This is a genomic window from Vicingus serpentipes (genome assembly GCF_007993035.1).
In the GTDB taxonomy this organism is placed as follows: domain Bacteria; phylum Bacteroidota; class Bacteroidia; order Flavobacteriales_E; family Vicingaceae; genus Vicingus; species Vicingus serpentipes.
In genome coordinates this window covers 125,914-146,431 of the sequence record NZ_VOOS01000006.1, presented here as the reverse complement: position 1 = coordinate 146,431, position 20,518 = coordinate 125,914, and the positions used below count along the sequence as shown (strand labels likewise).

Annotated in this window: 19 protein-coding genes; 3 read left to right on the top strand and 16 right to left on the bottom strand. The window is 32.6% G+C overall.

Annotation, left to right across the window (positions count from 1 at the left end; translation table 11 throughout):
* Nucleotides 1–72 precede the first annotated feature (72 nt).
* The 14 genes from ftsZ to mraZ are packed head-to-tail and all read right to left on the bottom strand — an operon-like array spanning nt 73 to nt 15,930.
* A complete protein-coding gene (gene ftsZ, locus FRY74_RS12050; protein WP_147101945.1) occupies nt 73–1,863 on the bottom strand; it encodes a cell division protein FtsZ in 1,791 nt (596 codons plus the stop codon).
* A 34-nt stretch (nt 1,864–1,897) separates the two neighbouring features.
* Nucleotides 1,898–3,178, bottom strand: a complete 1,281-nt coding sequence (ftsA, locus tag FRY74_RS12045) for a cell division protein FtsA (protein WP_147101942.1) — start codon at nt 3,176–3,178, stop codon at nt 1,898–1,900.
* Between the two features lies 1 nt (nt 3,179).
* Nucleotides 3,180–3,974 carry a cell division protein FtsQ/DivIB gene (locus FRY74_RS12040; protein ID WP_147101940.1) on the bottom strand — a complete coding sequence of 265 codons (795 nt, stop codon included), beginning with the start codon at nt 3,972–3,974 and terminating at the stop codon, nt 3,180–3,182.
* Nucleotides 3,975–3,982: 8 nt separating this feature from the next.
* Nucleotides 3,983–5,356 carry a UDP-N-acetylmuramate--L-alanine ligase gene (gene murC / locus FRY74_RS12035; protein ID WP_147101938.1) on the bottom strand — a complete coding sequence of 458 codons (1,374 nt, stop codon included), beginning with the start codon at nt 5,354–5,356 and terminating at the stop codon, nt 3,983–3,985.
* A complete protein-coding gene (gene murG / locus FRY74_RS12030; protein ID WP_147101936.1) occupies nt 5,357–6,460 on the bottom strand; it encodes an undecaprenyldiphospho-muramoylpentapeptide beta-N-acetylglucosaminyltransferase in 1,104 nt (367 codons plus the stop codon). It abuts the gene before it with no gap.
* Nucleotides 6,447–7,613 carry an FtsW/RodA/SpoVE family cell cycle protein gene (locus FRY74_RS12025; protein ID WP_147101934.1) on the bottom strand — a complete coding sequence of 389 codons (1,167 nt, stop codon included), beginning with the start codon at nt 7,611–7,613 and terminating at the stop codon, nt 6,447–6,449. The genes murG and FRY74_RS12025 overlap by 14 nt, the downstream gene beginning before the upstream one ends.
* Before the next feature lie 20 nt (nt 7,614–7,633).
* Entirely contained in the window at nt 7,634–8,002 is a 369-nt protein-coding gene (locus FRY74_RS12020; protein ID WP_147101932.1) for a hypothetical protein, read from the bottom strand.
* Between the two features lie 2 nt (nt 8,003–8,004).
* Entirely contained in the window at nt 8,005–9,336 is a 1,332-nt protein-coding gene (gene murD / locus FRY74_RS12015; protein ID WP_223265880.1) for a UDP-N-acetylmuramoyl-L-alanine--D-glutamate ligase, read from the bottom strand.
* A 5-nt stretch (nt 9,337–9,341) separates the two neighbouring features.
* Nucleotides 9,342–10,595: a phospho-N-acetylmuramoyl-pentapeptide-transferase gene (gene mraY, locus FRY74_RS12010; RefSeq protein ID WP_147101929.1), complete on the bottom strand. Its 1,254-nt coding sequence runs from the start codon at nt 10,593–10,595 to the stop codon at nt 9,342–9,344.
* Nucleotides 10,595–12,058 carry a UDP-N-acetylmuramoyl-L-alanyl-D-glutamate--2,6-diaminopimelate ligase gene (locus tag FRY74_RS12005; RefSeq protein WP_147101927.1) on the bottom strand — a complete coding sequence of 488 codons (1,464 nt, stop codon included), beginning with the start codon at nt 12,056–12,058 and terminating at the stop codon, nt 10,595–10,597. The genes mraY and FRY74_RS12005 overlap by 1 nt, the downstream gene beginning before the upstream one ends.
* The gene (locus tag FRY74_RS12000) at nt 12,058–14,172 is read right to left on the bottom strand and encodes a penicillin-binding protein (protein ID WP_147101925.1); all 2,115 of its coding nucleotides are present in this window, start codon (nt 14,170–14,172) and stop codon (nt 12,058–12,060) included. Before FRY74_RS12000 ends, FRY74_RS12005 begins: the two co-directional genes overlap by 1 nt.
* On the bottom strand, nt 14,172–14,570 hold the full coding sequence (locus FRY74_RS11995; RefSeq protein ID WP_147101923.1) for an FtsL-like putative cell division protein: 399 nt from the start codon (nt 14,568–14,570) through the stop codon (nt 14,172–14,174). Before FRY74_RS11995 ends, FRY74_RS12000 begins: the two co-directional genes overlap by 1 nt.
* Nucleotides 14,571–14,573: 3 nt before the next feature.
* Nucleotides 14,574–15,482 (bottom strand): 16S rRNA (cytosine(1402)-N(4))-methyltransferase RsmH, encoded by a 909-nt coding sequence (gene rsmH, locus FRY74_RS11990; RefSeq protein ID WP_223265885.1) that lies wholly within the window; start codon nt 15,480–15,482, stop codon nt 14,574–14,576.
* Nucleotides 15,457–15,930 (bottom strand): division/cell wall cluster transcriptional repressor MraZ, encoded by a 474-nt coding sequence (gene mraZ / locus FRY74_RS11985; protein ID WP_147101919.1) that lies wholly within the window; start codon nt 15,928–15,930, stop codon nt 15,457–15,459. The genes rsmH and mraZ overlap by 26 nt, the downstream gene beginning before the upstream one ends.
* Nucleotides 15,931–16,217: 287 nt before the next feature.
* On the opposite strand from mraZ, the gene FRY74_RS11980 reads away from it, so the two are divergent.
* A complete protein-coding gene (locus FRY74_RS11980; protein WP_147101918.1) occupies nt 16,218–16,988 on the top strand; it encodes an alpha/beta fold hydrolase in 771 nt (256 codons plus the stop codon).
* On the top strand, nt 16,988–17,590 hold the full coding sequence (yihA, locus tag FRY74_RS11975) for a ribosome biogenesis GTP-binding protein YihA/YsxC (protein ID WP_147101916.1): 603 nt from the start codon (nt 16,988–16,990) through the stop codon (nt 17,588–17,590). The genes FRY74_RS11980 and yihA overlap by 1 nt, the downstream gene beginning before the upstream one ends.
* A 50-nt stretch (nt 17,591–17,640) precedes the next feature.
* Here yihA and FRY74_RS11970 read toward each other — a convergent pair whose 3' ends face one another.
* A complete protein-coding gene (locus tag FRY74_RS11970) occupies nt 17,641–17,991 on the bottom strand; it encodes a hypothetical protein (protein WP_147101913.1) in 351 nt (116 codons plus the stop codon).
* A 37-nt stretch (nt 17,992–18,028) separates the two neighbouring features.
* Nucleotides 18,029–18,394 (bottom strand): hypothetical protein, encoded by a 366-nt coding sequence (locus FRY74_RS11965; RefSeq protein ID WP_147101912.1) that lies wholly within the window; start codon nt 18,392–18,394, stop codon nt 18,029–18,031.
* A 185-nt stretch (nt 18,395–18,579) separates the two neighbouring features.
* On the opposite strand from FRY74_RS11965, the gene dxs reads away from it, so the two are divergent.
* Nucleotides 18,580–20,517, top strand: a complete 1,938-nt coding sequence (gene dxs, locus FRY74_RS11960; protein WP_147101910.1) for a 1-deoxy-D-xylulose-5-phosphate synthase — start codon at nt 18,580–18,582, stop codon at nt 20,515–20,517.
* Nucleotide 20,518 lies beyond the last annotated feature (1 nt).

Sequence of the window (20,518 nt, the reverse complement as noted above, 5' to 3'; positions counted from 1 at the left end):
ATTATTTATTAAAAATAAAAAAGTCGTTTCAAAGATACTAAGAAACGACTTTTAAATTTGTTATATAGATAATCAATCTACATTATCATGTAAAAAAGAATTATCATCTTTTAATCTTGGTTTTCCATCTTCATCATCAGAAAGACTAAATCTTGATATTGTATTTTCTGAAGAGTGCGGAATAGAATCTAAAGAAATCTGACGTCTTTTATAAGCTGGTTCTTTTTCTAAATCATTAATTCCTGAAGGAGTTTTCATTTTCATGCCCAACTCTTTTATCTTTAAAATTCTTTCTTGAGAACGCTTTAATTGATCTTCATCTGGAATTCTATTAGTATAAACTGGTGCTTCAGACTCTGCAGTTTCTTCAACTTTGTTTTCAAAAACAAAAGGATCATTATTTTCTTCTGCTCTAGCATTTTCTGATTCTTCTATTTCATCATGTAAATTCCATACAATTGTTGATGCTGACTTTTCTTCTTCTTCAAAAGTATCTTGTGGAATTTCAAGCTCATTAATTTCACTAACAGTTTCTTCTAATTCATTAACAGTTTCTTCAACTTCCTCTTCTGTATTTAAAGAAAATGAAGTGATTTCATTCACAACCGTTTCTTCTTCAACTTCATTTACAAACTCTTCTCTTTTTTGTTCTATTTCAGTAATATCATCTTCTAAACTAAATACTACTTTTTGAACCGTTTCTTCAACTTCATTTGTAGGTTCATCTACCTCATCAAAACCTAAAGTTGGCTGAACTTCTGCTGGCTTTAAATAAGGTTCTTCAACTGAATTTTCTATTGTTGTTTCAGAAGTAGTTTCTTTCACTTCATTAACAACTGGTTTGTCGTTTTCTAGGCTGTGAACAATTTTCTCTGGTTTAACTCCAAATTCAACATTTGCATTTTGAGATATACCAAAACCAGTAGCTATTACCGTAACCGAAATGCTATTACCTAAAGATTCATCAGTTCCGTTACCCCAAATTAGCTCTGCAGTATAACCAGCTTCATTTTGAATGTAATCCGTTATTTCATCAATTTCATCCATTGTAATTTCATCCTCACCAGAAGTTACATTTAACAAGATGAAATTAGCCCCTTTAATTTCATTATCGTTAAGTAACGGCGATGCTAAAGCACTAGAAACAGCCTTAATTGCTCTCTCTTCTCCTTCAGCAGTAGCAGAACCCATAATTGCAGTTCCACCATCTTTCATTACGGTTTTAACATCTTCAAAATCCACGTTAATATAACCAGCAACTGTAATAATTTCTGCTATTCCTTTTGCAGCAATAGTTAAAATGTCATCCGCTTTAGAAAAAGCTTCTCCCATTTTTAAGTTACCATGCATCATTCTTAACTTATCATTATTAATAACAAGCATTGTATCCACATTGTCTCTTAAGGCTTGTAAACCTTCATCTGCTTGTTGCTTTCTTCTTCTTCCTTCAAAAGAAAAAGGAATAGTAACAATACCAACCGTTAAAATACCCATTTCTCTAGCAGTTTGAGCAATAACAGGAGCTGCACCAGTTCCAGTACCTCCACCCATACCAGCAGTAATGAATACCATTTTAGTGTTGTTTTCTAAAATAGCTTTTATATTCTCAATGTCTTCGATAGCCGCATTTTTACCAACCTCAGGGTTTGCTCCAGCTCCTAATCCTTCAGTTAAAGTTGTTCCTAACTGAATTTTATTAGGTATTGGACTTAACTCTAATGCTTGTGCATCGGTATTACAGATAACAAAATCTACACCTGTAATTCCTTGGTTATACATGTGATTTACGGCATTACTACCGCCACCACCTACACCTATCACTTTAATGATAGAAGCTTGGTCTTTTGGCAAATCAAATTTCATAATTTGGGGCTTTTATTTATTATTTAATTTATTCTTAATTATTTTCTCCGTCTTCAAAAAACTTTTGTGTTGCTCCTAACATTTTGTCAAAAAAGCTTCCTTTTTGTTTTTTCGAATGACTTACAACTTCGCCAGTATTACTAGCAGTTTTTTGCTTTAACGTTTCAAATCCTTTTATCACTAATCCAACACCTGTTGCATACATTGGACTTGTTAACGTCTCTTCGTTACCTTTAGCTAAATGCTCATTTGGATAACCAATTCTAGTATCCATTCCAGTAACATATTCCATTAATTGAGTAATGTGCTTCAACTGAGAACCACCTCCAGTTACCACAATACCACAAATCAATTTATTTTCATAACCAGAATTTTTAATCTCATAATAGATGTGTTCTATTATTTCTTCCATTCTGGCTTGTATAATATTTGCTAAGTTTTTCAACGAAATTTCTTTAGCAGGTCTTCCCCTTAATCCTGGTATAGATACTATTTCATTTTCTTGACTTTCGCTAGCCAAGGTAGAACCAAACTTCACTTTCAATAATTCTGCTTGGTTTTTAATAATACCACAACCTTCTTTTATATCTTCAGTAATAACGTTTCCTCCAAAAGGTATAACAGCCGTATGGCGAATTATTCCATCCTGAAAAATAGCGATATCTGTTGTCCCTCCACCTATGTCAACTAGCACAACTCCAGCTTCTTTTTCTTCATGACTTAAAACTGCTTCTGAAGAAGCTAACGGCTCAAGAATTAAATCTTCAACCTCTAAACCTGCTTTATGAACACATTTATAAATGTTTTTTGCAGCTGCTACTTGACCAGTAATAATATGGAAATTTGCTTCTAGGCGAACTCCCGCCATCCCTATTGGGTCTTTAATACCTTGTTCATTATCAATGATATACTCTTGAGGTAAAACATGTATAATTTCTTCACCTGGCAACATTACCAGTTTATACATATCGTCAATTAACATATTAATGTCATTCTGACTAATCTCATCATCAACACTATGTCTTACTCTAATTCCTCTGTGTTGTAAACTTTTAATGTGCTGACCTGCTATACCTACATTTACAACTCTTATTTCAACTCCAGATTTATTTTCAGCATCTTCTACAGCTAATCTGATAGATTGAACCGTTTTATCAATATTAGAAACCACTCCTCTAGATACACCAATAGATTCTGAACGACCCATTCCTAGTATATCAAGCTTACCATGCTCGTTTTTACGACCAACAATGGCAACTATTTTGGTTGTACCAATATCTAAACCAACTACTATTTCTGAAGCTTCGGATTCCATATTAATTATAAATTTTTGTGCACACTATTTGGTTTTTAAACTTTAAGTTTATTTCTGAATATTCATTCCAACCTGTTTTAGGAAGCGCTTTTTTATAAAAAACCATAAGTCTTGAAAACTTATTATCTAAATTATCTACGCCTCCTAATACAATTTTATGATTTCCTACCTTTGGTATTAACTCCAAATCCAAATCTTTATTAACATACACTTGTTCAATTTGGGCTTTCCAAAACGAGGATTTATCTATATAGTTAGTCAAAATAAACAAATCGTCAAGCAAGGTTTTTGATGATAAACTATCTGGCAAATTTTGGTAGTTAAATTTATACCTCGAAGCAAAAGGTTCATTTAATATCCCACTTATAACAACAACCCTAGAGGTATAATTATTTGATAAAGGCATCAAGCTGCCATATTCGTCAATGTAATAACTTTCATTTCGAGTAAAAACCCTTGCAATTGGTCTTCTTTGCTTAACATTTACAATTATTTTACCATCAATCGTTTTATAAACTTGTGCATCTTTAATTGCTGAATTCCCACTAATTTTTTGTTCTATATTCAACACATCAAAATCACCTAGAAGTTTATTCGTTGTATCTTTTACATTAAATACATAAGATTTTACGCCATCTTCATCTACAAATCTATTTTCTGTTTCATAATCAATATTAACTCGAACTTGCTCTGCATCAAAGACTCTACTTTTTTGACTTTTATTTACAAAACTTAATACAACCACAATAGCAACTATTGTAATTATCCAAAGTATTATTTGTAAAATTTTATTCATTATTTAAATTATGCTTTTGCCTTATTATAGGCTAATAGTTTTTCTTTAATCTGACTCACAAAAACATCTATATCACCAGCTCCAAGAGTTAATAAAACTTCTAAATCGCTATTAACTATATAATCTACCAAAGCAGATTTTTTAACCAATTTTTTCTTTTTACAAGTGGTTTTATCTAATAACAATTGTGAATTAATTCCTTCAATTGGCAACTCTCTAGCTGGGTAAATATCTAACAAAATCAACTCATCTAACATCGATAAACTTTCAGCAAACTCTTCTATAAAATCTCGTGTTCTAGAGTATAAATGAGGCTGAAAAACGGCCGTTATTTTTTTTGTTGGGTATAATTCTTTTGCTGATTGTATTGCAAATTTCAACTCTTCAGGGTGATGTGCATAATCATCAATATAAACAATGTCCTGCTTATTTACATGATATTCAAACCTCCGCTTAACTCCTCTGTATGAGTTTAACGCCTCTCGTATTTTATCATTTTCTATACCTAATTCATTTGCAATTGCAAAAGCTCCTAAAGCATTTTCAACATTATGAACTCCTGCCAATCCTAACTCAACTTTTTGTTGATTATTAATTCCTATATTATATTTCCCGTTTTCTATGGTAATACTATCTGTAAAATAATCTGCTTTCTGATTGATAGAATATGTTTTTGTATTTTGAAATACCAATTCCTTTTTTAATTCTGGCTTAGTAATCAAGATCCCTTCAGCATTAATCTTGTTTACAAAATCCTGATAGGTTTTACACATCTCGTTATGATCACCATAAATATCTAAATGATCTGCATCAACAGAAGTAATAAGCGCAATATTAGGCGATAAGGTTAAAAATGAACGATCAAATTCATCAGCTTCAACCACCACAATTTTTGCATTATCATTCAACACCAAATTAGAATTGAAGTTTAAACTTATCCCCCCTAAAAAAGCAACACAATCTACACCGCAAGAAGTTAACACATGAGCCACCATAGAAGATGTTGTTGTTTTACCATGAGTACCAGCAACAGCTATTGTAAAATAACTCTGAGTTATTAAACCTAACACTTCTGAACGCTTATAAAGCTTTATCTCATTTTGCTGAAAATAAACAAACTCTTTATTGTCTTTAGGTATTGCAGGAGTATATATTACAAGTGAATGATTATTTTCTGATTTAAATTGATTTGGAATGCAATCTACATCTTCTACATAATGCACTTCAACACCCTCTTTTACAAGCTCTATAGTTAATGCTGTTTCCGTTTTATCATATCCATAAACTTTACAGCCTTGCGCTAAAAAATAACGAGCCAAAGCGCTCATACCAATGCCGCCAACACCTAAAAAATAAACGTTATTTACATCACTAATTTTCACTTACCTCTTAATTAATTTCACAACCTCTGCAGCAATAATATTTGCAGCGTCTTTTTGTGCAATACGCGCAATATTTACTCTTAATTTATCTTGCATCACTTCATCCTTCATCAGCTTTTCAAGCTCAATAATCAATTGATTTTTAGCATCAACATCCTTCACCAAAATGGCAGCATTTTGATTAACCAATGCCATTGCATTTTTTGTTTGGTGATCTTCTGCAACATTAGGAGATGGAACCAAAATCGAAGGCTTTTCAGTTAAGCATAATTCAGAAACCGACAAAGCTCCCGCTCTTGAAATAACAACATCTGCAACAGCATATGCGTAATCCATTTTACTAATAAAAGGCATTGTATAAATTCCTTTCCCCTCATATTTCTTAACAGAAAGAGCTGCCTGATCAGCATACCACTTACCAGTTTGCCACACGAGTTGGATATTGTTTTCAGCAAAATAATTCAATCCAGCATTAATGCTTTCATTAATTGTTCTTGCTCCTAAGCTACCCCCAATAATTAAAACCGTTTTTTTCGAAGCATCTAATTTAAAATGCTCCAACCCTCTATCTCTTTTACTACTTAAGTTTTTAATATCTTGACGAACAGGATTACCCGTTAATATAATTTTTTCTTTTGGGAAAAATTGATCCATACCATCATAAGCCACGCAAATTGTTTTAACTTTTTTAGCTAAAATTTTATTTGTTATTCCTGGATATGAGTTTTGCTCTTGTAGCAAAGCTGGTATTCCCATTTTAGTAGCAACTTTTAATAATGGACCACTAGCATATCCTCCAACACCAACCACCACATCTGGCTTAAATTCTTTTATTATTTTTTTTGCTTTTGAAAGACTTGCCAACAGCTTAAAAGGAACTTTTAAATTTTGAAGAGTTAACCTTCGCTGTAATCCAACTATAGGCAATCCTATAATATTATACCCTGCAGCTGGCACCTTTTCCATTTCCATTTTTCCTTCAGCTCCTACAAATAAAATTTCGGTTTCTGGGTATCGTTCTTTTAATGCATTTGCAATTGCAATTGCAGGGAAAATATGCCCCCCGGTTCCTCCTCCACTTATGATAACTCTAAATTTCGACATTAGCGGTATTTTTTATTTTAAGATCTGAAGAATCAGAAGTTTTACTTACACTTAATATTATTCCTATTGCCAAACAAGTAAACCATATTGAGGTTCCTCCCATACTTACTAATGGTAAAGGCTGACCGGTTACTGGAAATAAATTAACAGCAACAGCCATATTTATCATTGCTTGAAAGACGAGACTAAAAGACAGACCTATGGCTAGCAAGGAGCCAAAAGTCTGTTCTGATTTTGATGCAATTTTAATACCCCTAAAAAATAAAATGAGATATAACATAATAACAAAAACCCCTCCTAACAGTCCGTATTCTTCAAGTATAATTGCATAAATAAAATCAGAATAAGGGTGTGGCAAGAAGTTTCGCTGAGTACTTCCTCCAGGCCCTTTTCCAAATGGATAACCTGTTGCGATTGCAATCTTCGCCTGCTCTGCTTGATAATTTGCATCTTTAGAACCTTCTCCAGTGAAAGTCTCTATCCGTTTTGCCCATGTACCCATTCTTGGTAATAAATCTGGATTTGATTTACCTATAAGCAATAAAATCATTAATGTTCCAACACCTATTCCTATTAAACTTAAAATATATTTTAAGTTAATTCTACCTATAAACATAATGATTAAACTAGTAGTAAAAAGCATTGCTGCTGTAGAAAAGTTTGCAGGTAAAATCAAACCACAAACTAACATTACTGGTATCATTATAGGAATAAAAGCTTCTTTAAAATCTTTAATTTGATCTTGTCGCTTTGATAACAAACGAGCTAAATACATAATCAAAGCCAACTTCGCTAAATCGGAAGTTTGAAACGTTTGATTAATAACAGGTATTACCAACCAACGACTAGCATCATTTATATTCGCTCCAGTAACTAATGTTAGCAATAGCAATGGAATTGATAAATAAAGTGCTACTTGGGAAATTCGGGAATAATATTTATAATTTACTTTGTGGGCTAAAATCATTAATCCAAAACCAACAACAAGAATAACAACATGTTTAAAGAGGTAATACATTGTATCACCTCCTTTATATTTGTATGCTAAGGTTACAATAGAACTATATACAGCTAACACCGATAAAATAGCCAGCAATAAAACTACTGACCAAATTACTTTATCACCCTTTATGTATTTATCTACAAAATTCATCTACTGCAACCTAACAAAGCTTAAACTATTACCATTTCAACCATTTCTGCAAAGCTTTTTGACGATTCAGTGCTTGAAACACATATTACATCTTTACACATGGCTGAACTATTTAATGCTATTTGAATTGCATCTTTTGTATTAATAGCAGAAATAACTAATAAATTTTTATCACTAGCTTTAGCAATTACATCATTTACATTTTCTGCAATTACAATAAGTTGACTAATACATGGATTTATTTTATCATTTAATTTTTCTATAAAATCATTTACATCAGCTTGGAAAATAATAACAGCACAATTATTATTTTCTTCACAATAATTCAATAATTCCTCTATAGAAGAATAATAAAATGTTTGGCCTGGGGTATTAATCAAAACTTCCATAATTATAATCCTTTTACAGCTGACTTAAACTGTTGTCCTCTGTCTTCATAATTTTCAAATAAATCAAAACTAGCGCAAGCTGGAGATAACAAAACAGTATCACCACTTTTACCTAATCCATAAGCTAATTTTACAGCTTCATAAGCCGAACCAGCATCTACAATTGTATCAATTACTCCTGCAAAAGCTTCATGAATTTTAGTATTGTCTTTTCCTAAACAAACAATAGCTTTTACTTTTTCACCAACCATTTCTTTAAGCATTTCATAGTCGTTTCCTTTATCAACGCCTCCAACAACCCAAATAATTGGATTTTGAAAAGATTCTAAAGCATACCAAGTTGAGTTGATATTTGTTGCTTTCGAATCATTGATAAAATCAATGCCATGAATTTTTGCTACAAATTCTAACCTATGTTCCACGTTTTGGAAATCGGTTAAACTTTCTCTTATTACTTCTTTTTTGAGTTCTAAAACTCTTCCTGTCATACCAGATGCCATAGAATTGTACAAGTTGTGCTTTCCTTGTAATGCTAAACTTTGAATCGTCATTTCAAATATGTTATTTATATTAATAATTAATTTTTCGTTTTCTATATAAGCACCTTTTTCGGTGATTGTTTTTATACTAAATGGGTGTTGAATTGCTTTTACCTTATTCTGGCTTAAGTAACCTTGAATTGCCTCATCATCTTTACAATAAATAAAATGACACTGCTCATCTTGATTTTGAAGAATTCTAAACTTTGAATTAACATAGTTTTCGAATTTATATTCATATCTATCTAAATGGTCGGGCGTGATGTTTAATAAAATGGCGATATCCACTTTAAAATCATACATCCCATCCAACTGAAAACTACTCAACTCTAAAACATAAATGTCTTTATCGTATTCAGCCACTTGCTTTGCTAAACTTTCTCCAACATTACCTGCCAAACCAACATTTAACCCTGCTTTTTTTAGCATGTGATAAGTCAACAATGTTGTTGTTGTTTTACCATTACTACCAGTTATCCCAATAAATTTTGCTTTTGTATATCTACCGGCAAATTCTATCTCAGAAATAACTTCTATTCCCTTTTCTTTTAATTGCAAAATCATCGCAACTGTATCAGGAATTCCAGGGCTTTTTACAACTGTTGTAGCATTAAATATTTTGCTTTCAGTATGTTCTCCTTCTTCAAATTCAACTCCAATATTTTTAAGAACGCTTTTGTATTTTTCTTTTATTTCTCCTTTATCAGAAACAAAAACTTCATACCCTTTATTTTTTGCCAATATTGCAGCACCAACACCACTTTCTCCTCCACCCAATATTGCAATTCTACTCACCTCTTTTATCTAATTTTAAGTGTAACAAATGTTAACAGTGCCAACATAATTCCTACAATCCAAAACCTTGAAACAATTTTTGCTTCATGCATATTTTTTTTCTGAAAATGATGATGCAATGGAGCCATTAAAAACACTCTTTTACCTTCTCCAAATCGTTTTTTTGTGTACTTGAAATAACCAACCTGTATCATTACTGATAGATTTTCAACTAAGAAAATACCACACAACAATGGAATTAATAATTCTTTTCTTACCGCAAACGAGAATACTGCTATTATACCACCCAAAGCCAAACTGCCCGTATCTCCCATAAAAACTTGAGCAGGATAAGAATTATACCACAAGAAGCCTACACATGCTCCAACAAACGCAGCTATATAAATTACCAACTCACCCGAGTTAGGTATGTACATAATATTTAAATAATCAGCAAAAACTGTATTACCCGAAACGTAGGCGAATACAGCCAGCGTTACTCCTATTATTGCTGAAGTACCAGTTGCCAAACCATCTAAACCATCAGTCATATTAGCTCCATTAGAAACAGCCGTAATAATCACAACAACTATTAATATGAACAAAATACCCCCAGCGACACCTGCGTAATCACCCATCCATGAGGTCAGCTTTGAATAGTTAAACTCATTATTTTTTACAAATGGGATTGTTGTAACTGTTGACTTTACCTCTTCCCATTTATAATTTTCTACTAATTGTTTTTCAACGTCGTTTTGAATTTCATAACTCACATGAGCAGGTGCATTTTCGTTATATATTTTTTGTTTTACAACTACATCTTGATTGAAATAAAGCACTGTTCCAACAACAATTCCGACTGCGATTTGCCCTAACACCTTAAATCTACCAGCTAATCCTTCTTTATTCTTTTTGAAAACCTTTATATAATCATCAATAAACCCTATTGCTCCCAGCATTATCGTTGAAACAATCATTAAAATAATATAGATATTATCTAGTTTGGCAAATAATAAGGTAGGTATTAGTATTGCCGCCAAAATAATTAGACCTCCCATTGTTGGTGTACCTTGCTTCTGAACTTGTCCTTCTAAACCTAAGTCTCTTACAATTTCTCCAACCTGCAAAAGCTGTAATCTTTGAATAATCTTTTTACCAATTATCATAGATATAATTAAAGAAGCTATTAAAGCAAAAGCTGCTCTAAATGTAATGTACTGGAAAACTCCAGCTCCAGGAATATCTAATTCATTTAAATATGTAAATAAGTAATACAGCATTATTTTTTTAGTATTTCGAAAGTTTGGTTAAGTACTTGCAAATCGTCAAAAGGTAATTTAACCCCATTTATTTCTTGGTATTTTTCGTGCCCTTTACCAGCCACTAATATTATATCTCCCGTTTCGGCTAATGAACAAGCTGTTTTTATAGCTTCTTCTCTATTTGAGATTGCCAACACTTTTTTAAAGTGTATTGCTTCAACTCCAGCTCGCATATCTTTAATAATTTCATCCGGATTTTCACTCCTAGGATTATCAGAAGTAAGAATTACTTTATCGCTCATTTCACAAGCAATACCAGCCATAACTGGTCGCTTTTCTTTATCTCTATCTCCACCACATCCTACAACAGTAATTACTTGTTCATTTCCTGTTCTAATGTCGTTTATCGTTTTAAGTACATTTTTCAACGCATCTGGTGTATGAGCATAATCAACTATTCCAGCAACTTCATTCTCAGATTTTATATATTGAAATCTACCATCAACTGAAACCAGCTTACTAATTGCTGTTAAGATTTCTAATTTTTCTATTCCCAACAAGTCTGCGACGCTATAAATTGCCAACATGTTATAAGCGTTAAACCCTCCAATTAACTTTGTCCAAACTTCATTTCCAGCTATATTTAACAACATACCTGAAAAATCATTTTCCATAATTTTACAGGTGTAATCTGCCATACTTTTTAAGGCATATGTGTATTGTTTTGCCTTAGTATTTTGCATCATTACTAATCCATTCTTATCATCTTTATTCACTAATGCAAAGGCAGAATCACTCAAACCGTCAAAAAATAATTTTTTCGCTTTTATGTATTCACTAAATGTTTTATGATAATCTAAATGATCATGCGTAATATTTGTAAAAACAGCACCTTTAAACTCAACTCCGGCAATTCTATTTTGATGAATAGCATGAGAACTAACTTCCATAAAGCAATATTTACAATCCTCTTCAACCATTTTCCTTAACAAGGCATTCAACTGAATTGCATCTGGAGTTGTATGAGTTGAAACTATCGGCTTAACCCCTATTTTATTTATTACTGTAGATAGAAGACCTGACTTCAACCCTAACTGAGTAAACAAATCATGTAACAATGTTGCGGTAGTTGTCTTACCGTTTGTTCCAGTAACACCAACAAGCTCAATTTCTAAAGATGGATTATCATAAAAATTGGACGCTATAACTCCTAAAGCCCTACTACTATCCTCAACTTCAACATAAGTAACTCCATCTATTAATTTCTCAGGCATTATCTGACATACAATTGCTTGAGCACCTTTTTCAATAGCCAAATCAATAAATTGATGACCATCCACTTGTGTACCAGAAACTGCAACAAATAAACTTAGCTTCTCTACTTCTCTAGAATCAAAACAAATCTTTTCTACTGCAACATTCGTAGAACCAACTACGTTTGCAATACCTGCTTTATATAATATGTCTTTTAATAGTTTCATTACACTAATTCCAATATAATTTTAGCTCCTTTTACTGCTTTTTCACCTGGGTTTATAGATTGTTTTTTAACTGTACCTGAGCCAGAAAACTTAACAACTAATCCTTGATTTTCAAGCAGGAAAACGGCATCCTTTACACTCAACCCTGTAACATCTGGAATATAAATTGGAGCTACTTTTTTATGATAAACCTGAACCTCATTTGCTCCAGTACTTACCTTAACCCATTCATTTACTTTTTGAGATGTTTTGGTTTTCACCCCTAACTCTTTATAAATTTTTGCCAAATCATCATAATACCCATCTTTAGCGTAAGGAATTTTTGAAGCTGCATAACTTTCTTTCTTCTTTAAAGCTGCATGAATAGATATACTGTTTGCATAAACCTTATCAGCCACCTCTTTAAAGATTGGTCCTGCAACTAAATTTCCATAGAACACATTTCTTGATGGAGCATTAACAACAACTATACAAGTGTATTTTGGGTTGTCAGCAGGAAAATAACCAACAAAAGAAGCTTGGTGACTAATTTTAGACTCATACTTATAGCCATACTTATCATTTGCTATTTGAGCAGTTCCAGTTTTACCAGCAATTTTATATGTTGAATTTTTTAAATTTCGAGCAGTCCCTTCTTCCACAACTCCAAGCAGCATTTCTTGAGCCATTTCAATCGTTTTCTTAGAGCATATAGAATTATTTATTACCTCCGTCTTAAAATCTTTCACAACTTTACCTCTATGCTTTATTTGCTTTACAAACATTGGCTTTACCATTTTACCATTATTAGCTACGGCATTATAAAAAGTTAGAATCTGTAATGGTGTTAAATGTGATTCGTACCCAATAGACATCCAAGGCAAAGAAACACCTGACCAACTCTCGTCATCAGTACTTTTAATTAAAGGCATGCCTTCTCCAGCAACCTCTATTCCCAATCTTTTATTTAAATTCATTTTATAAAGCCTATCAACAAACTGCTGAGGCTTATCTGCATAATTTTCATTTATTAATTTCGAAATAGCAACATTCGAAGAAACCTCAAATGCTCTCTTTACCGATATTATTCCAAACCCTCCTTTATGAGAATCTCTCATGGTTTTATCATAAAACTTAGTAGTTCCATCTTCAGTATTCACCATATCATCTAATGACACATAACCATCTTCAAAAGCAGCCATTAATGCTGGCAACTTAAATACAGAACCTGGCTCAGTACTCTCACCAATCATATAGTTATAGGTCTCATAATATGTTCCACTTTTCGTTAAACTTAAATTTGCAATTGCTTTAATTTGACCAGTAGAAACCTCCATCAACGCCACACAACCATGATCAGCAGCATGCATTTCCAATTGCTTTCTCAATGCGTTTTCAGCAACATCCTGAATATTAATATCGATAGTCGTATAAACATCACTTCCATCTTGTGGTTCAACCTCATTATCATCACTGATTGGCATCCAAACACCACCAGCAATTTTTTGCATTAACCGCTTCCCATTTACACCACTTAAATCTTTTGTGTATGCACCCTCCAAGCCAACAGGTTTTACCCCTTCTCTTTCATAACCAATTGTTCTTGCAGCCAAAACCTCAAAAGGTCTTACTCGTTTATTTTGCTGTGTATAAATCAACCCTCCTTTAAACTTTCCTCTATTAAAAATGTGAAACGTTTTCAACTCCTTTAATTCCGTGTATTTCACATTCCTTTTTACCAAATGATACCTAGAACCTTTTTTTCTAGCAGAAATAAATTCCGCTTTGTATTGCTTTTTAGTTTTAGAAGGAAATAACTCACTAAGCTGAATACACAAAGAATCAATCTCTCCATAAAATACCTCATCACTTAATGCCTCTGTATTCACATCAAATCGCACCTCATAAATAGGTACTGAAGTAGCCAAAAGACTTCCATCAGCAGCATATAAATTTCCTCTAACAGCTTCAATATTCTTAAATCCGGTTGTTAAATTCTCAGCCTTTTGCCTCCATTCTTCTCCTTGCACATACTGCACATTAATTGTTTGCCCAAGAATAATTATCGCAAAAAGCGCTATAAAAGCATACACTAAATAAACCCTAGATAATATGTCTTTTCTTAGGTTCTTCATTAATTAGGCTGTATTACACTTTTAGCTTCTGCTTTATTAACAACTATTTTACTTGGCGGAACAATCGACTCTTTAATCCCAAAATCCACAGTAGCCTCAGCCACTTGAGATTGCTTACTTTTAAAATTAAAATCTGATTTAATAGTTATATACTCCGAACGAAGCTCTTTTAACTCAGAACCAACACGATATAAATCTCTTACTGTTTTTTCCGAATAGTACCCATTAGCGATATAAAGAATACCCAACAAGGTTAAGAAAAACACATAAGGCAAAGAAGAAACTACATTATCCTTATTTAAAAAACTCCCTGAAAATATTGAAGACAACGACTTAACAACCTTTGAGGTCTCTTTTTTTGATTCTGTTTTTACGTCGTTTTTTTTAAAAGTATTCATTCATTAAAGCTTTTCAGCCACTCTTAATTTTGCACTTCTTGCTCTGTTATTTATTGCCAATTCCTCCACTGAAGAAACTATTGGCTTTTTATTAATTATCTTAAAATCCAGCAATGGATTACCAAAAAAATCTTTTTCTAATTCCCCAGAAAAGCTCCCCTTTCTCAAATAATTCTTCACTAACCTATCCTCTAGAGAATGATATGTCATTACAACTAATCTACCCCCCGGATTTAACACCTCTTTTGCCTGTAATAGCAAATCTTTCAACACAGCCATTTCATCATTCACTTCAATTCTTAACGCTTGAAAAACTTGCGCCAAATACTTATTTCTCATTTTTCCAACCGTACAAGAACTAGCTATATCAATTAATTCTGCTGTCGTTTTTATCCTCCCTCCCAATCTTGCCGAAACAATTTCAAACACTAATTTTTTAGCATTTTTAATTTCTCCATACTCACGGAACAATCGAACCAAAGCATCCTCATCATAGTCGTTAATTATTTTCTCAGCAGTTAAGTCAGTTTTTTGATTCATCCTCATATCCAGCGGACCATCAAATCGAATCGAAAAACCTCGTTCCCCAACATCAAACTGATGAGAAGAAACCCCTAAATCAGCCAACAAACCATCAACACCAGAAACTCCGTACATTTTTAAGTAATTTTTTAAATACTTAAAATTTTGAGGAACCAACACAAATCGATCATCATCTATCTTATTCTCCAAAGCATCTGCATCTTGATCAAAACCAATCAACCTACCACCCTTTAATCTTTTCAAAATTTCTTTCGAATGACCTCCACCACCAAAAGTTACATCCACATAAATCCCACCATCCTTAATAGCAAGCCCATCCATACACTCAAGCAGCATTACAGGATTATGATAACTCATCAGCCCCCTTATTTCCAGCATTACCCATAACCTCTTCCGCTAAATCTGCAAAATCATCTGGCTCATCAGTCAATAAACCATCATAAGTTGACTTATCCCAAACCTCAATTCTGTTAGAATAAGCAAACAAAACAACATCTTTCTCAACTGCCGCATAATCCAACATTCGCTTTGGAAACAAAATTCTTCCCGTCGAATCCAACCCTAACTCTGACGCGCCCCTGTAAAAATATCGCACAAACTCTCTATTCTTTTTCACATACTGATTAAGCTTATTCACTTCTGCACTAATATGCTCCCACTCATTTTTTGGATATAAAACCAAACACTTTTCAAACCCTCGATTTAAGACAAACTTCTCCTGAGCCGCTGGATCCAACTGCTTACGCAAACCAGAAGGAATCATCACCCTTCCTTTTGCATCCATTTTACACTCAAATTCTCCTATAAAGTTTGCCATTCAATCAACTAACAATCAACGCGTTATTTTTTGAATTGTAAATATAATTGAATTTTTACCACTTCTTACCACTTCCTACCACTTTGTTGATAACTTTTAAATAAATTGACCAGATATGAACCACTAAAAACCTCATAACTGTTTGATTTTTATAGCTTTTGAAAAAGTGGTAAGAATTAGATTGATTTCAACAAGGTTTTTTAACACTTAGGTGTTAAAACAAGGATGAAATGAGAGGTCCTTTATCTGCCAAAATGTTTACTTTTGAATAAATCATAACTAACTATATGAGCTTCGAAAACGAAATAATTAAAGAAGGTGAATTTCAATACTTCGAAAAAGGAGAAGGACACACAATTATAATTCTTCATGGTTTATTTGGTGCTCTAAGCAATTTTGAAGAATTGGTAGATGAGTTTTCTAAAAACTTCAGAGTAGTTGTACCTATCATGCCTATGTATGATTTACCAATACTCCAGACCAACATCAAAAATTTTACAAAATATATTGAAGATTTCATTAACTTCAAACAGCTTAACAATTTTACTGTCTTAGGAAATTCTTTGGGCGGCCATATTGCATTAGTCTACACAAAACAAAACCCAGAAAAAGTTCATTCGATGGTGCTTACTGGAAGTTCTGGACTCTACGAAAATGCTTTTGGAGGCTCTTTCCCAAGAAGAGAGGATAAAGAGTATTTGAGAAATAAAATTGCTTTAACATTTTACGATCCAGCAATAGTTACCGACGATTTAGTTGATATGCTTTACGACATTGTTATGGACAAAGGAAAATTAATCAGAGTGCTTTCTATAGCTAAATCAGCAATTAGGCACAATATGAGCAATGATATTCCAAACTATAAAATGCCTGTTTGTTTGATTTGGGGTAAAAATGACAATGTCACACCTCCTCATGTTGCAGATGAATTTCATGAGAAATTTCCTGATTCCGATTTATACTGGATAGACAAATGCGGACACGCACCAATGATGGAACACCCTAAAGAATTTAATGATATTTTAGGTAGTTGGCTTAAATCAAAATTTAACTTTTAATGAAAATAACTTCTGCTGAATTTGTTATCAGCAACACTAAGTTAGATTTATGCCCAAAACCAGATAAGGCAGAATATGCTTTTATTGGTAGATCTAATGTCGGAAAGTCATCTTTGATAAACTACATTGTAAACAACAAAAATTTAGCTAAAACTTCTGGAAGACCAGGAAAAACTCAACTAATCAACCATTTTATTATTAATGAAGAATGGTACCTAGTTGATCTTCCTGGATATGGATATGCTCAAACTTCAAAAAAGAATAGAGCTAAATGGGAACAGTTTATCTCAGACTACATTTTACAAAGAGAAAATTTACTCAATCTTTTTGTTCTAATCGATTCGAGACTACCTGCTCAAAAAATAGACTTAGACTTTATGGAGTGGCTTGGAGAAAAAGGAGTTCCTTTTTCTATCGTTTTCACCAAAATTGACAAGCTATCAAGTACTCAAAAACATAAAAATTTAATGGCTTATAAAAAAGAAATGCTAAAATACTGGGAAGAAATGCCAATAAATTTCTCTACTTCCTCTTCAGGTAAAACTGGAAAAGAAGCTATCTTAAACTATATCGAATCAATAAACATAGCTTATCAAAAATAAAAAAAGCCTCTAGAGGTTAACCTAGAGGCTTTTTAGTAAATTTTATAAAACTATTGAGCTCCCTTAGCTCTTGCTGCTCTTGCTGCTGAAGATTTTTTTTCGTTAGCTAAAATCTCTTTATACTTTGCGAATTGCTCTGAAGACAATATCTTTTTCAACTCTTCTTCAGCCTCTTGTTTGTATGCAATTTTTTGTTTTTGGTCAGTAGAATTAGACACTAAATCTTTATACTTAACACTAATCTCTCTTGCCTGATTCGCTTTAGTCTCATCCAAACCTAACTTAACTATCATACGCTCTGTTCTATCATTTGCTTTTACTTTTGATGCAGTTTGAGCGTTAGAAAAAGAAACAATTGCTAATAAAGAAAATAAACTAATTCCTATCTTTAAAGTTTTCATATTTATCTATTTAAGAATATTATTATGGATAAAGATACTAATTCTTCTTACTTTTTTTTCTGTTTTTCGCTTTTTGCAACTCTATTTTGTTTTTTTGTTCAGTATTTAAAATTTCTTTGACTTTACTATTTCGAATACTTTTAAGTTCTTTTTTCTGCTTCTCCAGCAGCTTAATTTTATTACTGAGTTCTTCTTTTTGAGTTAAATAATCAACATATATCAACTTAACTTTTAAAAATTGTTCATCAGACAACTTTAATTCTTTTTTCAATTCTTCAGCCATTTCAACACTTTTCTCTTCTATAGTCTTTTTAACCTCTTTCTTTTGTCCAAAACATAAAGAAGTTGAAACCAACATCAAAATAATAATCATATACTTCATTTTTCTCCCTTTTTTATACATTAGTTTAAAGTTAACTCTTTTTAACAAAAGATCTATTTTTATATGTGCAATAAACTGAAAAAGTAATAGTTTATGAATACAAAATATTAAGTAACTTCGTGATAACAACTTAATCATGATATTTTGTTTATATTTTTTTTAATATTATTAAACAAAAGATTACATTTGTATAGAACCTAAAAGAAATGGCAAACAATTTTATCACTGGTGATTTATTAAAATCAGTCAATTTACCTCAAGATTTAAGAAATAAAATTTCTGAAGATCAACTTCCGCAATTATGTGATGAATTAAGAGATTTTATTGTAGATATAGTTTCTCAAAAAGGAGGGCATTTTGGCGCTAGCCTTGGTGTTGTTGAATTAACCGTTGCTCTTCATTATGTTTTTAATACTCCTTATGATAAATTAGTTTGGGATGTCGGTCACCAAGCATATGGTCATAAAATATTGACTGGAAGAAGAGACGTTTTTCATACAAACAGAATCTACAAAGGAATTAGTGGTTTTCCAAAACCTTCTGAAAGTGAATATGACGCTTTTGCTGTGGGGCACTCATCAACTTCTATTTCTGCTGCATTAGGAATGGCTGTAGCTTCAAATTATTTAAAAGAAGAAAATAGACAACATGTAGCAATTATTGGAGATGGTTCGATGACTGCAGGTATGGCGTTTGAAGGATTGAATCATGGTGGGGTTGAGAATACAAATTTGCTGGTTATCTTAAATGATAATTGCATGGCAATTGACCCAAATGTAGGAGCCTTAAAAGAATATTTAACCGATATAACAACTTCTCATACTTACAATAAAGTTAAAGATGAAGTATGGAATTTACTAGGGTCAATTAGTAAATTTGGACCAAATGCTCAGGCAATAGTTCAAAAAATTGAAAACGGAATAAAATCTACCTTATTAAAACAAAGCAATTTATTTGAATCTCTTAATTTTAGGTATTTTGGACCTGTTGACGGGCATGATGTAAATTATTTAGCTAAAGTTTTAGCAGATTTAAAAGATATTCCTGGCCCAAAAATTTTGCACTGTATAACTGAAAAAGGCAAAGGTTACCAACCTGCTGAAGCTGGTGATACAACTAAATGGCATGCCCCTGGATTATTTAACAAAGACACTGGTGAGATTATAAAAATAACTCCCAAAAACCCAGAACCACCTAAATTTCAAGATGTTTTTGGACATACAATAGTTGAACTTGCTGAAAAAAATGATAAAATTGTTGGGGTAACTCCTGCGATGCCTTCTGGCTGTTCTCTAAATATTATGATGAAAGCAATGCCTGATAGAGCATTTGATGTTGGAATTGCTGAGCAACATGCTGTAACTTTTTCTGCTGGTATGGCAGCTCAAGGATTAGTTCCTTTTTGCAATATCTACTCTTCATTTATGCAACGTGCTTACGACCAAGTAATACATGATGTAGCTTTACAAAAATTACAAGTTGTATTTTGCTTAGACAGAGGAGGAGTTGTTGGTGCAGACGGTCCTACACATCACGGAGCTTATGATTTAGCTTATTTTAGATGTATCCCTAACATGATTGTTTCTGCGCCTCTAAACGAAGAGGAATTAAGAAATTTAATGTACACAGCCCAAGTCGAAAATAACGGCCCTTTCTCTATTCGATACCCTAGAGGAAATGGTTCTATGATTGAATGGAAAACTCCTTTCAAAAAAATAAAAATAGGGACAGGTCAACGCCTTAAAAATGGAGAAGATATTGCTATTTTATCTATAGGTGCAATTGGTGAAGAAGCTAAAAAGGCTATTAAAGAATTAGAAAAAGAAGGCCTAAGTGTTGCTCACTACGACATGAGGTTTATTAAACCAATTGACGAGTTATTGCTCCATGAAGTATTTGCTAAATTCAACAAAGTAGTAACGGTTGAAGATGGCTGTATTATGGGTGGCTTAGGTAGCGCTGTATTAGAATTTATGGCTGACAACAACTATTCTGCAACTGTAAAACGTTTGGGTATTCCTGATCAATTTATTGAACACGGAACACAACAAGAACTTTACAACGAATGTTTTTATGATGTTGCTGCAATTAAAGAAACCGTAAAATCTCTTGTTCAGAAACAAACCAACAAAGCTTTAGCTTAGC